Origin of the sequence: Amycolatopsis xylanica (assembly GCF_900107045.1) — a bacterium.
GTDB classification, from domain to species: Bacteria; Actinomycetota; Actinomycetes; order Mycobacteriales; family Pseudonocardiaceae; genus Amycolatopsis; species Amycolatopsis xylanica.
This window is the reverse complement of sequence record NZ_FNON01000004.1, coordinates 857,011-870,605: the sequence shown is the minus strand read 5'-3', so window position 1 is coordinate 870,605 and position 13,595 is coordinate 857,011. Positions and strand designations below refer to the sequence as shown.

Below are 13,595 nucleotides of genomic sequence, written 5' to 3'. Positions count from 1 at the left end.
GACGATGGCGATCGGCGAAACCACGGTCACGATGGTCGGCAGCGTGGTCAGTGATCTGGTCAGGCAGACGCGCGACGGGCACGACGTGGTCAGTTTCTGGATGCGCAGCAAGGAAAGACGCCGGGACAAGCGGACCGGGCTGTGGGTGGACGGCCGGAACCTCTCGGTACGGGTGGTGTGCTGGCGCAGGCTGGGCGAGTCCGTGTTCGTGTCGGTGAGCCAGGGTGATCCGGTGATCGTCACCGGCCGGATGGCCAACGGCGGGCCGGGCGACGACGGGCGGCCTAGCGCTATACCTGAGCTTGAGGCCTCGGTCGTCGCGCCCGATCTCAACCGGTGCACCGTCGTGCTCACGCGCCGTCCGCCGCCGCGTCCGGCGGAGCAGCCGGAGTTCCTCGACTGGCGGCCCGCCGCGGCTCCGAGAGGTGAGAATCCGCTCGTCAGGATGGGCACGAGAGTGACGGCGGCCTCACCGTGAGCGGGCCGTGAGCGCGCCGTCACGCGCTGGCGGAGGGAACGGATCGGCGAAGGTGAGGTGACCGCCGTCAAGTGCCTGGTGCGACCGAACTACGATCGCTCGCATGGCCGAGTACATCTACACCATGAAAAAGGTGCGCAAGACCGTCGGGGACAAGGTCATCCTCGACGACGTCAGCACCGCGTTCTATCCCGGCGCCAAGATCGGCGTGGTGGGACCGAACGGCGCCGGTAAGTCCACCGTGCTCAAGATCATGGCGGGGATCGAGCAGGCCAGCAACGGCGAAGCCTTCCTGCAGCCGGGCGCGACCGTCGGCATCCTCATGCAGGAGCCCGAGCTCAACGAGGAGAAGACGGTCCGCGGGAACGTCGAGGAGGGTCTCGGCGAGATCAAGGTCAAGCTCGACCGGTACAACGAGATCGCCGAGCTGATGGCGACCGACTACAGCGACGAGCTCATGGAAGAGATGGGCGCGCTTCAGGAGGAGCTCGACCACGCCGACGCGTGGGAGCTCGACTCGACGCTCGAGCAGGCGATGGACGCGCTCCGCTGCCCGCCGGCCGACGAGCCGGTCACCCACCTCTCCGGTGGTGAGCGCCGCCGGGTCGCGCTGTGCAAGCTGTTGCTGTCGGCTCCTGACCTGCTGCTGCTCGACGAGCCCACCAACCATCTGGACGCCGAAAGCGTGCTGTGGCTCGAGCAGTTCCTGGCGCGCTACGCCGGTGCCGTTCTCGCCGTCACCCACGACCGGTACTTCCTGGACAACGTCGCCCAGTGGATCATGGAGCTCGACCGCGGCCGTGTGGTCGGCTACGAAGGCAACTACTCCACCTACCTGGAGAAGAAGCGCGAGCGTCTCGAGGTCCAGGGCAAGAAGGACGCGAAGCTCGCGAAGCGGTTGAAGTCCGAACTCGAATGGGTGCGGTCGAACGCCAAGGCACGCCAGACCAAGTCGCGGTCCCGCCTGGACCGCTACGAGGAGATGGCCGCGGAGGCGGACAAGCACCGCAAGCTCGACTTCGAAGAGATCCAGATCCCGCCGGGGCCCCGGCTGGGCAACGTGGTCGTCGAGGTCGAGAAGCTGCGCAAGGGTTTCGACGACCGGGTGCTCATCGACGGGCTCTCGTTCGACCTGCCGCGCAACGGCATCGTCGGTGTCATCGGGCCGAACGGTGTCGGCAAGACGACGCTGTTCAAGACCATCGTCGGGCTCGAGGAGCCGGACGAGGGCAAGGTCAAGATCGGCGAGACGGTCAAACTGTCCTATGTGGACCAGAGCAGGGCGGGTATCGACCCGGCCAAGACGGTATGGGAGGTGGTTTCGGACAAGCTGGACTACATCCACGTCGGGCAGACCGAAATGCCCTCGCGTGCCTACGTCTCCGCGTTCGGCTTCAAGGGCCCGGACCAGCAGAAGCCGGCGGGCGTGCTCTCCGGTGGTGAGCGCAACCGGCTGAACCTGGCGCTGACCCTCAAGCAGGGTGGAAACCTGATCCTGCTCGACGAACCGACGAACGACCTGGACGTCGAAACGCTCGGCTCGCTGGAGAACGCGCTGGAGCAGTTCCCCGGCTGCGCCGTGGTCATCTCGCACGACCGGTGGTTCCTCGACCGGGTGGCGACCCACATCCTCGCGTGGGAAGGCACCGACGAGGACCCGTCGAAGTGGTTCTGGTTCGAAGGGAACTTCGAAGGCTACGAGGCGAACAAGATCGAGCGTCTCGGCGCCGAAGCCGCCCGGCCGCACCGGGTGACGCACCGCAAGCTGACGCGCGACTAGTGACAGTGCCTGCCTTTAGGCTCAACACAGCTGAGCGAGCACGCCCCTAGTTCGCAGATCGAGCGGAGTCCCCCGTGGTAGCCAGCAGCAAGCAGGTCCCATCACATCCCTACGCCGATTCCCCGGCGCAGGGGTGGGCTGCGGCTACCCCGGGCGGCTCGCTGGAACCGGTTCGGCGGCTCGTCGAGCAGGCGGACGCGCTGTACCTGCGTGCGCCCGAGCTGATGCTGGTCTTCGGGGAGCGTGCCGCGGCTTTGGCCGAGGCGGCGGGCTCGGACGAGCTGTGGATCCGGGCGGAGAGCCAGGTCGTTTCGGCCAAGGTGCGGCTCGGCGAGCGGGCGGCCACGGTCGGCCGCGCGGTCGCGGCGCTGCACGCGGCCGAGCACGCGGGCTACTCGGCGATCGCGGCCCGGCTGCGGATCGACTTGGCTGTTTGCGCGCGCAGTGTCGGCGCGCCGCTGACCGGACTCGTCGCGTTGAGACCGGTGCTGGTCGATCCCGACCTGACGGCGGCGCATCGGGCGGCTGCCCTGTCGCACCTCGTCGGCTGCCTGGCGCAGTTCGGCCGGAAGGCCGAGCTGGACCGGGTGCTGCAGGAGGCGGACAGGCTCTGCACGTCGGACGAGACGCTCGACGCGGACACGCGCTGGCTGCTGCGTGGCCTGGTGCGCGTGGGCATCTCGGCGCACCGGCGGCGGCATGGCGACCTGACGGCCGCCGCGGACGCCGCGCGGACCGGGCTGGGTTACCTGGAGCGGCTGCACCGGCCGGATGACGACGGTGGCCTCGTGCGGATCCGGCTGACGCTGCAGCTGGTGTGCACCCTGCTCGACCGCGGTGACGTCGAGATGGCGCTGGAGGTCGCGCAGCCGTTGCTCGACGCTCCGATGCGGGCGGCGGCCGTGGCGCCTTCGGGGTGGCTGAAGCTGGCCATCGCCACGCGGGTGTTCCTGCCCGCGGGGTCCAGCGACGCGGCGACGACGTTGATGCGGGAGGCCGTGTACAGCACGGACAGGCATGGCCTGCACGCGCTGACCGCGCGGTTGTGGCTCGAGCTCGCGCAGGTCGAGGAACGTCTCGGCAACGCGAGTGAGGCGATCGACTGCCTGCACCGGTCGCGTGCGGCCGAGCACCTTTACGTGCGGGCGCGGCGTCAGGCGTGCGCGCTGCTCTCCGGCCAGTTCGGCGCGGGGGAGCTGGCGCCGGTGGAACTCGACCAGCTGCTCTCGCCCGCGATGCGGAAGCCGGACGGGCGTCAGGAGCCGGGGTACGCACGTGAGCCGGAGCTGGGAACGCGGCGTGAAGTCGGGGCCCAGCGCGAAACCGGGATGCGGTACGACGTCGAGTCGCAGCGCGACGCTGAGTTGCGCCGTGAAGCCGAGTTGCGCCGTGAAGTCGAAGCGCGGCGCGAGGCCGAAGCGCGTCGTGAGGAAGAGGCGCGGCGCGAAGCTGAGGCCGCCGCGCGGCGGGACGCTGAAGTACGGCGTGAGGCCGACCTGCGGCGCGAAGCCGAGGCGCAGCGTGAGGCTGAGTTGCGCCGTGAGGTTGAAGCGCAACGTGAGGCCGAGCTGCGACGTGAAGCTGAAGCGCGTCGCGAGGTTGAGGCGCGGCGTGAGGCTGAAGCGCGTCGCGAGGAAGAGGCGCGGCGCGAAGCTGAGGCTCGTCGTGAAGCTGAGGCTGCGGCGCGACGGGAAGCCGATGCGCGGCGTGAGGCTGAGGCGCAGCGTGAAGCCGAGCTGCGTCGTGAAGCTGATGCACGGCGCGAGGTTGAGGCACGCCGTGAGGCTGAAGCGCGCCGTGAGGCTGAAGCGCGCCGTGAGGCCGAGCTGCGGCGTGAAGCCGATGCGTGGCTTGCGTCCGGGACGCGGCGTGAGAGTGACGTGCGGGGCGTGCCGGAGTCACGGCGTGAAGCCGAGCCGCGGTTCGAAAGCGAGCCGGACTGGCGGCGGGAGCAGACGTCCGCGGGTGAGTCGAAGCCGCCGTGGGCGCGGGAAGTCGCGCCCCGGCAGGTGCGCGGGCCGGACTGGGAACCGGAAGCGGAGCGGTCGGAGTCCCGGTGGGCGAGTGAGTACGGGAACGGGCGCGAGGTCGAGTCCAAGTGGGCTCCGGAACCCGCCCGTGAGCCTGACCGTGCGGCCGAGCCGGAGCCGAAGCCGAGGGAAACCGACGACAGCTCCTGGACGCGGGTTTCGATCCGGCCGCCGGTGCTGCCGCCGCTGCCTGACTTCCCGGACATTCCGCTCGCTCCCGCGCCGGCCGCCGAGCCTGCGCCCCGGGTGAGCAGGGACGTCGCCGAAACCGCGCACCGGGTGCCGGAGCCGTCGGAGCCTCGGTGGGAGAACAACGAGCGGTCGTGGGACACGCCGTCCGTGCCCGCTGCCAGGACCACGCGGCACGACTCGGAACACGGCTCGGTGGCCGCCAAGTCCGTTTTGGACCGGCTGGGTATTTCGTCCAGCGGGGGCGGACGGCGGCGCGCGCCGTCGGACGAGCCCGCGCAGGGCGGGTCTGAGCGGTTCGAGCCGGCGGGGGACAGCGCGGTGGAGCCGTCGCGGCCGGAGCCTCGTCCTGAACCAGCGCCCGAGCCGAAGCCTGAGCCGCCCGTCGAGACTTCGCCGTACGCCGACGAGACGACCGGGCCGTGGCTGCCGCGGCTGAAGATGCCGCCCGCGCTCGACCCCTTCGATGCCGACAGCTGGACGCCGAGTTCCGAACCTTTCGGTGACAACAGCTACGCGAAGGCCATCGCGGCCGACGAACCTCCGGCCGACGCCGGTCTCGCCGATCTGCTCGCGCGGGCACTCGCCGAGCATCAGGCGGGCACCGCGAGCGCCGCCGCCCTGGTCAAGCAACTGGGGTCGCAACGTGACAGTTCGCCACGCCCGGTGAACGGGCACCGCACCAACGGCGAAGCCTATGACGGCACCCGTCACCGAACTGGCGAGTAACTAAACCGATTCCGGATTTTCCTTGCCGGTGCAAGGTTTCCCGATGTGATCGAGTAACTTCCCGGTCTTTTGCAGACGGCTCCGCCTCGCGCACTAGGGTGGGGTTCGTCCGGCACATCGGCGTGCCGGAACGGGTGTCAATCACGCACAGTGGAGAGTTGCTCAATGAGCTCGACGGGAGTCTCGTCCCCTACCGGTCAAGGCGTCGAAAGCGCCACTCGCCCCTCGACGAGTCCGGAACAGACCAGGGATGAGCTGATCGACGCCGCGGCCGCGTTGGCACCGGAGATCGGTGAGCTGATCCGCCTGTACTACCGCCACATCCCCGCCGAAGAGGTGCTCGGCGACGATCCGGTCGATCTGGTCGGCGCGGTGCGGTCGCACCTGCAGCTCGCCCAGCACCGGGTGCCGGGCCGCCCGGCGGTCCGCCTGCTCAACCCGACCACCGCCGAGGACGGCTGGACGCGGGAGGCCACGGTCGTGCAGGTCGTCACCGACGACATGCCGTACCTGGTCGACTCGGTCGCCGCCGAGTTCGCGCGCGACGGGGTGCAGGTGCACCGCATCGTTCACCCGATCGTGGTGGTCAGCCGCGAGCTGACCGGTGAGCTGCGCGAGGTCTACCCGACCGCCGACGCCGCCGACCCGCCCGAGGGCGCGGACACCGAGTCGTGGATGTACGTCGAGATCGACCTCATCACCGACCCCAACCGGGCCCGCGAGCTCGACAACCGCCTGTCCAGCGTGCTGGGTGACGTCCGCGAGGTCGTCGAGGACGCCGAGAAGATGGCCGAGCAGGCCCGCCAGCTCGCCGAGGAGCTCGAGACCAACCCGCCGGCGCTGCCGGAGAACGAGGTCGTCGAGGGCGCCAAACTGCTCCGCTGGCTGGCCAACGGCCACTTCACGTTCCTCGGCTACCGCCGCTACGAGATCGTCGACAACCCGCATCCCGAGGCCGACGAGCCCGCGCTGCGTGCCGTGCTCGCCTCCGGCCTCGGCGTGCTGCGCCAGGACTCGCTCGCCGCGCGCGGGCTCACCGCCGGTCCGGACACGGCCGCGAGCGCGCTCGCGCCGACGCTGCTGGTGCTCACCCAGGCCAGCGCGCCGTCGACGGTGCACCGCCCGATCTACCCGTACTACGTCGGCGTCAAGACCTTCGACGAGAACGGCAAGGTGACCGGTGAGCACCGGTTCCTGGGCATGTTCACCACCACCGCGCTGCACGAGAACGTCCTGGACATCCCGGTCGTGTGCAACCGGGTCCGCCAGGTCATCCACCGCGCCGGCTTCCCGATGGATTCGTTCTCGGGCCAGCGCATGCTCGAAGTGCTGCAGAACTGGCCGCGCGCGGACCTGTTCTCCGCCGACACCGACTCGCTCTACGCGACCACGACCGGCGCGATCACGCTGTCGGACCGCCGCAGGCTGCGGCTGTTCCTGCGCCGCGACCCGTACGGCCGCTTCTACTCCTGCCTGGTCTTCCTCCCGCGTGACCGCTACACCACGCGCTCGCGCCTGGCGATGCAGGAAGTGCTGGTCGAGGAGCTCGAAGGCACCCAGCTCGAGTACAGCGCCCGTATCGGCGAGACGGTGCTCGCGCAGGTCCACTTCGTGGTCCACACTGACCCGACGCGCCGGATCGAGCCGGACACCGTCCACATCCAGGAGCGCCTGAACACGGCCGTCCGCAGCTGGGACGACTTCATGGTCGAGGCGATCCTGAACGAGCGTCGTGAGCGCTCCGAGCCGAACAACTTCAGCGAGGAGTCGGCCACCGACCAGGGGCAGCGCTTCGCCGCGGTGTTCCCGGAGGGCTACAAGGAGGACTTCGAGGCGGCCGACGCGCTCGCCGACCTCCGTCAGCTCGATGCGCTGTCCGGCGACGGCGACCTGAGCATGTCGTTCTACGTCCCGGCCGACGCGGAGCCGGGGGAGCGGCGCTTCAAGCTGTACCTGCTCGGCGAGGGCGTGACCCTGTCGAAGGTGCTGCCGGTGCTGCAGCGGATGGGTGTCGAGGTCGTCGACGAGCGTCCGTACGAGCTGCGCCGCGAAGACGGCAAGCGTTCGTGGATCTACGACTTCGGCCTGCGTATCGCGCCGAACGTGCTGGAGCAGATCGAGGCGGGCAAGGAAGGCGACCTGCGCGTCCGCTTCCAGGACGCGTTCAACGCCGCGTGGTGCGGTCTCGCCGAGGTCGACGGCTTCAACGAGCTGGTGCTGCGCGCGGGCCTGACCTGGCGCCAGGCCGCGATCCTGCGTGCCTACTCGCGCTACCTGCGCCAGGCGGCGAGCCCGTTCTCGCAGGAGTACATCCAGCGTGCCGTGACCGCGCACACCGACATCGCGACCGCGCTGGTCAAGCTGTTCGAGGTGCGGTTCGACGTGACCAGCCAGGAAGACGAGCGCATCGCGCACGCGGGCCAGCTGGAAGCCGAGATCACCAAGATGATCGACGAGGTCACCAGCCTCGACGAGGACCGCATCCTGCGCCGCCTGCTCGCGGTCATCACCGCGACCCTGCGCACGAACTACCACGTCACCGACGCCGACGGGAACAACCGCGAGTACCTCGCGATCAAGCTGGACCCGAAGTCGGTGCCGGAGCTGCCCGAGCCGCGGCCGCGGTTCGAGGTCTTCGTCTACTCGCCCCGTGTCGAGGGCGTGCATCTGCGCTTCGGTGAGGTCGCGCGTGGTGGCCTGCGCTGGTCAGACCGCCGGGAGGACTTCCGCACGGAGGTGCTCGGCCTGGTCAAGGCCCAGGCCGTGAAGAACGCGGTGATCGTGCCGGTCGGCGCGAAGGGCGGCTTCGTCGTCAAGCGCCCGCCGGCGCCGACGGGTGACCCCGGCATCGACCGCGACGCCTTCCAGAAGGAGGGCATCGCCTGCTACCGGATGCTCATCTCCGGCCTGCTGGACCTGACCGACAACCGGGTCGAGGGCAAGACCGTGCCCGCGCCGAACGTGGTCCGCTACGACGCCGACGACAGCTACCTCGTCGTCGCCGCCGACAAGGGCACCGCGACGTTCTCCGACATCGCGAACTCCGTCTCGGCCGACTACGGCTTCTGGCTCGGCGACGCGTTCGCCTCCGGCGGCTCGGTCGGCTACGACCACAAGGCCATGGGCATCACCGCCAAGGGCGCGTGGGAAAGCGTCAAGCGCCACTTCCGCGAGCTCGGCAAGGACACCCAGTCCGAGGACTTCACCGTCGTCGGCATCGGCGACATGGCCGGTGACGTGTTCGGCAACGGCATGCTGCTCTCGGAGCACATCCGGCTGGTGGCCGCCTTCAACCACATGCACATCTTCCTGGACCCGAACCCGGACGCCGCGAAGACGTTCGCCGAGCGGCAGCGGCTGTTCAACCTCCCGCGCTCCTCGTGGGACGACTACGACCGCTCGCTGATCAGCGAAGGCGGCGGGATCTACCCGCGCACGGCCAAGGCCATCGCGATCACCCCGCAGGTCCGTGAGGCGCTCGGGCTGGGCGAGGACGTCGAGAAGCTCTCGCCGACCGACCTGATGAAGGCGATCCTGCTGTCGCCGGTCGAGCTGCTCTGGAACGGCGGCATCGGCACCTACGTGAAGGCCGAACGCGAGACGCACGCCGACGCGGGCGACAAGGCCAACGACGCCGTCCGCGTCAACGGCAACGAGCTGCGCGTGAAGGTGGTCGGCGAAGGCGGCAACCTGGGCCTGACCCAGCTCGGCCGGATCGAGTTCGCCCGCAACGGCGGCAAGATCAACACCGACGCGCTCGACAACTCGGCCGGTGTCGACTGCTCCGACCACGAGGTCAACATCAAGATCCTGCTCGACCACCTGGTCATGGCGGGCGAACTCGACCACCAGCAGCGCAACGAGCTGCTCGGCGAGATGACCGACGAGGTCGGCGCGCTCGTGCTGGCCGACAACTACCGCCAGAACGCGGTGCTCGGTGTCAGCCGCGCGCACAACGGCCCGATGCTCTCGGTGCACGAACGCCAGGTCGCCGCGCTCGAAGCGGCGGGAGCGTTCAACCGCAAGCTGGAGGCGCTGCCGAGCCGGTCCGACTTCAAGGCGCTTGAGAAGGCCGAGCAGGGCCTGACCTCGCCTGAACTGTCGACGCTGCTCGCGCACGCGAAGCTGGACCTGAAGAACGAGCTGCTCGCCAGCGAGCTGCCCGAGTCCGAGGTCTTCTCAAGGCGGCTGCCGGAGTACTTCCCGAAGCCGCTGCGTGAGCGCTTCGAGTCGGCGATCTTCGAGCACCCGCTGCAGCGCCAGATCATCACCACCCAGGTGGCCAACGAGGTCGTCGACGGCGCGGGCATCTCGTTCGTCTTCCGGCTCTCCGAGGAGATGAACGCGACCGCCACCGACGCGGTCCGCGCGTACGCGGTGGTCAACGCGGTCTACGACCTGCGCTCGATCTGGGACGAGATCGACAAGCTCGACAACGTGGTGCCCACCGACGTCGCCGACTCGATGATGCTGGAGACCCGGCGCCTGCTCGACCGCGCGGCGCGCTGGTTCCTGACCAACCGGCCGCAGCCGCTGGCCGCGCTGTCGGAGATCAACCGGTTCGGCCGGGTCGTCGGCGAGCTCGCGCCGAAGACCGGCGAGCTGCTGCGCGGCCGTGAGGCCGAATCCGTGCAGCTCCACGTCGACGAGCTGACCGGCCAGGGCGTGCCGGAGGACCTGGCCCGCCGGGTCGCGCTCCTGCTGCACACCTACGGCCTGCTCGACGTCACCGAGGTCGCGGAGCTGGCCGAGCAGCAGATCGGCGTCGACACCGTGCACACCCCGGCCGAGACGGCCGAGCTGTACTACGCGCTGTCCGATCACCTGAACATCGACCAGATGCTCACCTCGATCAGCGCGCTGGAGCGGGGCAACCGCTGGCACGCGCTCGCCCGGCTTTCGCTGCGTGACGACGTCTACTCGTCGCTGCGGGCGATAACGCTGGACGCGCTGCGCCACAGCGAGCCGGACGACACGGCCGACGAGAAGATCGCCCAGTGGGAGCGCACGAACTCCGCGCGCATCGGCCGCGCACGCGCCGCGCTCGAGGAGATCGCGCTGTCCGGCAGGCTCGACCTGGCCACGCTGTCCGTCGCGGCCAGGCAGATCCGGAGCACCGTCCGGTGACCTATGTCGCATTGGTCCGGCCGCGCTGGTCGGACATGGACGTCTTCGGGCACGTCAACCACGCCGCGATGGTGACGCTGCTCGAGGAGGCCCGCGTTCCGCTGCTGTTCGGTGAGGCCGTCAAGGCCGGCCTCACCGAACTGCCCAAGGGCGTGGTGGTGGTCAAGATGTCGGTGAACTACCACGCCCCGGTGATCGCGGACGGCCAGGACATCCGGATCGAGCTTTCCTTGAAGGAGCTCAGGTTCGCGAGCTTCACGCTCGGCTACAGCGTCCACAATGGACCTTCCGAGGCCGACAAGGTGGCGGTGACCGCGGAGACCGTGCTGGCACCGTTCGACACGGTCACCGAGCGGCCACGTAGGCTCAGTGACGAGGAACGCGTGTTCCTGGAAGAGGGACTCCGTAGTGCCTGAGCTCAGCATTCCCGACGCGGCCGACCGCGAGACGCTCGGCGCGTTCGTCGCGCGCGCGGTCCGCTTGGACGGCGGCACGTTCGTCCGGCTGCGTCAGCGTCCCGACAGCTCCGTTCCGGTCGTCGAGGCCTGGGTGTCGACGCCGTTCGAGGTGCTCGCGACCCGCGCGGTCGCGGGCGAGATCAGCCCGCCGGACCTCACGGTCTCCGGCAACGAGCTGCTCGCCGCGCTGACCGTGGCGGGCGGGCCGGTGATGGATCCAGGCCCGGCGCGGGACATGATGTGGCACTCCGAGCTGCCCGCGTCGTCGCGCTGGCAGCTGGTCGACGAACTGCCCGCGACCGTGATCTCGGATCTCGCGGACAAGGGCGTGACGCTGGCCAAGGACAACGTCGGCCCGCACGGCACGCCGCCCGCTTCGCTGATGGACCAGGCGGTGCTGACGGTGACCGGCGAGTCCGTCGAGGTCAAGGTGCAGATGCGCTGCCTGTTCGCGTTGTCCGGCATGGGTTTCCTCGACGCGTCGGTCGCCGACGACGTCGTGCGGGTGACGGCGACGGACTCCTGGCTGCGCATCGACGCGCGCTACGGCGCCGTGCTCAAGCGCCGCCACGCGCTGCTGCCGCTGCTGTTCTGATGAGGTCGTGAGTGTTGCGGCCGGTTCTAACCGGCTAAAACACTCACGACGCTAGAACCGCGTTCGCATGACTTTCATGCGCTCGATCTCGGCGCTCTGCCCGGTGACGACGTGTTGCGCCATCTCCTGAGCCTTCTGGTCGACGCCGTTGGCGAGCGCGCCGTCGGCCATGGTCAGCGCGCCCTGGTGGTGCGCGATCATCAGGTCGAGGAACATCCGCTCGAAGTCCTTGCCGGTGGCCGCGCGCAGCGCGTCGAGCTGCGCGGGCGTCGCCATGCCCGGCATCATCGCGTGATCACCGCCGTGGTCGTGACCGGGACCGGGGACCGGCTGGCCCGCGTTCTTCAGCCACTCCTTCATGAGCGTGACCTCGCCGTCCTGGGACACCGCGATCCGGCCGGCGAGCGAGCGCACCTGCTCATCCGATGACTTGGCGGCCACGAGGTCGGTCATGATCTTGGCCTGCTCGTGGTGCGGGATCATCATCGTCACGTAGTCGATGTCGGCCTGGTTGGGCTTCGTCTCGTACTTCTTGGCCTGGTCACCGGGGACGATCGTGCCCGCGTCACCTGGCTTTCCGGGCAGTACGACCGGCACGGTCGGTTCTGTTTCGGCGGGGGTGCCCGCGCAGCCCGAAGCGAGCACGGCGGTCAGCAGTGCGAGCCCGGCGAGACGATTCCTCATGCTGAGACCCTCCCATAGTCGCTAGCCGCCATGAGGGTAAAGATCCGATAATCGGGTGGCAAAGGTGGTCGAGAGGAGATCCACATCGTGGGTAAGCCAGGGGGCGCTCGTCGTCTTACCAGGATTTTCACACTGACGGCCGCGGTCGCCGGACTCGCGTTGTCGAGTGCCGTCGCCGCGCCGGCGGGTACCGCCGAGGGAGCCATCCCCGGTGTCGACGAGATCGTGCACAGCCCGAATCTCCGTCAGCTCGCGAACCTCCCGCACCAGGCGCCGTTCACGTCGCCGGTCGGGACGGACATCGCGTTCACCAAGGACCACGCCATCGTCGGCAACTACGACGGCTTCGTGATCTACGACATCAAGAACCCCGCCCGTCCGAAGATCGTCAGCCAGGTGCTCTGCCCTGGCGGCCAGAACGACGTCTCGGTCTCGGGTGACCTGCTGTTCCTGTCGACGGACAGCTCGCGCAGCGACAGCTCGTGCAACAGTGTCGCGCAGCCCGCGTCGATCAAGGAGTCCTGGGAAGGCATCAAGGTCTTCAACATCAAGGACCTGGCCCACCCGAAGTACGTCGCGGCGGTCGAGACCGACTGCGGCTCGCACACGCACACGCTGGTGCCGGACAACAAGAGCCGCGACCTGTACCTGTACGTCTCGTCGTACGCGCCCGCCGCGAACCTGCCGGACTGCCTGCCGCCGCACGACAAGATCTCCATCGTGAAGGTGCCGGTCGACCACCCGGAGCAGTCGGCCGTGGTCGCGAAGCCGCTGCTCTTCCCGGACGGCGGCAACCCCGGTGGCCCGAACCCCGACGGCACCAACCGCTCGGCGACCACCGGCTGCCACGACCTCACCTCGTACCCGCAGAAGGACGTCATGGCGGGCGCGTGCATGGGTGACGGCATGCTCTGGGACATCAAGGACCGGCTCAACCCCCGGGTGCTGGACCGGGTGCAGGACACGAACTTCGCGTTCTGGCACAGCGCCACCTTCAACAACGCCGGCACGAAGGTGATCTTCACCGACGAGCTCGGCGGTGGTGGCATGGCGACCTGTCTCGCCAAGTTCGGCTCCACCCGTGGCGCCGACGGCATCTACGACATCAAGGGCCGCGGTGACAAGCGCAAGCTCGAGTTCAAGTCCTACTTCAAGATCCCGCGCCTGCAGGCCGAGAACGAGAACTGCGTGGCGCACAACGGTTCGCTGATCCCGACGCTGTTCGGCGACTACATGGTGCAGTCCTGGTACCAGGGCGGCGTCTCGGTGTGGGACTTCACCGACTCCGCGCACCCGAAGGAGATCGCGTTCTGGGAGCGTGGCCCGCTCGAGGCCACCGGGAACAAGACCGGCGGCACGTGGTCGGCGTACTACTACAACGGCTACATCTACTCGTCGGACATCGTGAAGGGTTTCGACGTGCTGGAGCTGCGTGACTGGCGTACCGCCACCGCGAAGCTCAACCACTACAACCAGTTCAACCCGCAGACCCAGCCGCACTACGGCTTGTTCTGAGGTAAGACGG

At 69.0% G+C, this 13,595-nt stretch carries 8 protein-coding genes; 7 read left to right on the top strand and 1 reads right to left on the bottom strand.

The window, feature by feature from the left end; translation table 11 throughout:
* Positions 1 to 4 precede the first annotated feature (4 nt).
* The 6 genes from BLV57_RS22885 (at position 5) to BLV57_RS22860 (ending at position 11,386) form a co-directional block, all read left to right on the top strand.
* Positions 5 to 478 (top strand): single-stranded DNA-binding protein, encoded by a 474-nt coding sequence (locus BLV57_RS22885; protein ID WP_091291841.1) that lies wholly within the window; start codon positions 5 to 7, stop codon positions 476 to 478.
* A 103-nt stretch (positions 479 to 581) separates the two neighbouring features.
* Positions 582 to 2,258 (top strand): energy-dependent translational throttle protein EttA, encoded by a 1,677-nt coding sequence (ettA, locus tag BLV57_RS22880; RefSeq protein ID WP_091291839.1) that lies wholly within the window; start codon positions 582 to 584, stop codon positions 2,256 to 2,258.
* A gap of 74 nt (positions 2,259 to 2,332) precedes the next feature.
* A complete protein-coding gene (locus tag BLV57_RS22875) occupies positions 2,333 to 5,206 on the top strand; it encodes an ATP-binding protein (RefSeq protein WP_245757460.1) in 2,874 nt (957 codons plus the stop codon).
* Positions 5,207 to 5,371: 165 nt separating this feature from the next.
* Entirely contained in the window at positions 5,372 to 10,333 is a 4,962-nt protein-coding gene (locus BLV57_RS22870) for an NAD-glutamate dehydrogenase (RefSeq protein WP_091291837.1), read from the top strand.
* Complete coding sequence (locus tag BLV57_RS22865) at positions 10,330 to 10,749, top strand: acyl-CoA thioesterase (protein ID WP_091291836.1); 420 nt, start codon at positions 10,330 to 10,332, stop codon at positions 10,747 to 10,749. Before BLV57_RS22870 ends, BLV57_RS22865 begins: the two co-directional genes overlap by 4 nt.
* On the top strand, positions 10,742 to 11,386 hold the full coding sequence (locus tag BLV57_RS22860; RefSeq protein ID WP_091291834.1) for a DUF8010 domain-containing protein: 645 nt from the start codon (positions 10,742 to 10,744) through the stop codon (positions 11,384 to 11,386). Before BLV57_RS22865 ends, BLV57_RS22860 begins: the two co-directional genes overlap by 8 nt.
* 51 nt (positions 11,387 to 11,437) lie before the next feature.
* On the opposite strand, the gene BLV57_RS22855 is transcribed toward BLV57_RS22860, so the two are convergent.
* The gene (locus tag BLV57_RS22855; protein ID WP_091291832.1) at positions 11,438 to 12,070 is read right to left on the bottom strand and encodes a DUF305 domain-containing protein; all 633 of its coding nucleotides are present in this window, start codon (positions 12,068 to 12,070) and stop codon (positions 11,438 to 11,440) included.
* Between the two features lie 87 nt (positions 12,071 to 12,157).
* Between BLV57_RS22855 and BLV57_RS22850 the strand changes: the two genes are divergently transcribed.
* Positions 12,158 to 13,585 carry an LVIVD repeat-containing protein gene (locus tag BLV57_RS22850; RefSeq protein WP_176968752.1) on the top strand — a complete coding sequence of 476 codons (1,428 nt, stop codon included), beginning with the start codon at positions 12,158 to 12,160 and terminating at the stop codon, positions 13,583 to 13,585.
* Positions 13,586 to 13,595: the final 10 nt, after the last annotated feature.

What these genes read in the sequence shown, in the direction of transcription:
- BLV57_RS22855 (WP_091291832.1), bottom strand. Translation starts at nt 12,070, where the DNA reads ATGAGGAATCGTCTCGCCGGGCTCGCACTGCTGACCGCCGTGCTCGCT.
- ettA (WP_091291839.1), top strand. Translation starts at nt 582, where the DNA reads ATGGCCGAGTACATCTACACCATGAAAAAGGTGCGCAAGACCGTCGGG.
- BLV57_RS22870 (WP_091291837.1), top strand. Translation starts at nt 5,372, where the DNA reads ATGAGCTCGACGGGAGTCTCGTCCCCTACCGGTCAAGGCGTCGAAAGC.
- BLV57_RS22885 (WP_091291841.1), top strand. Translation starts at nt 5, where the DNA reads ATGGCGATCGGCGAAACCACGGTCACGATGGTCGGCAGCGTGGTCAGT.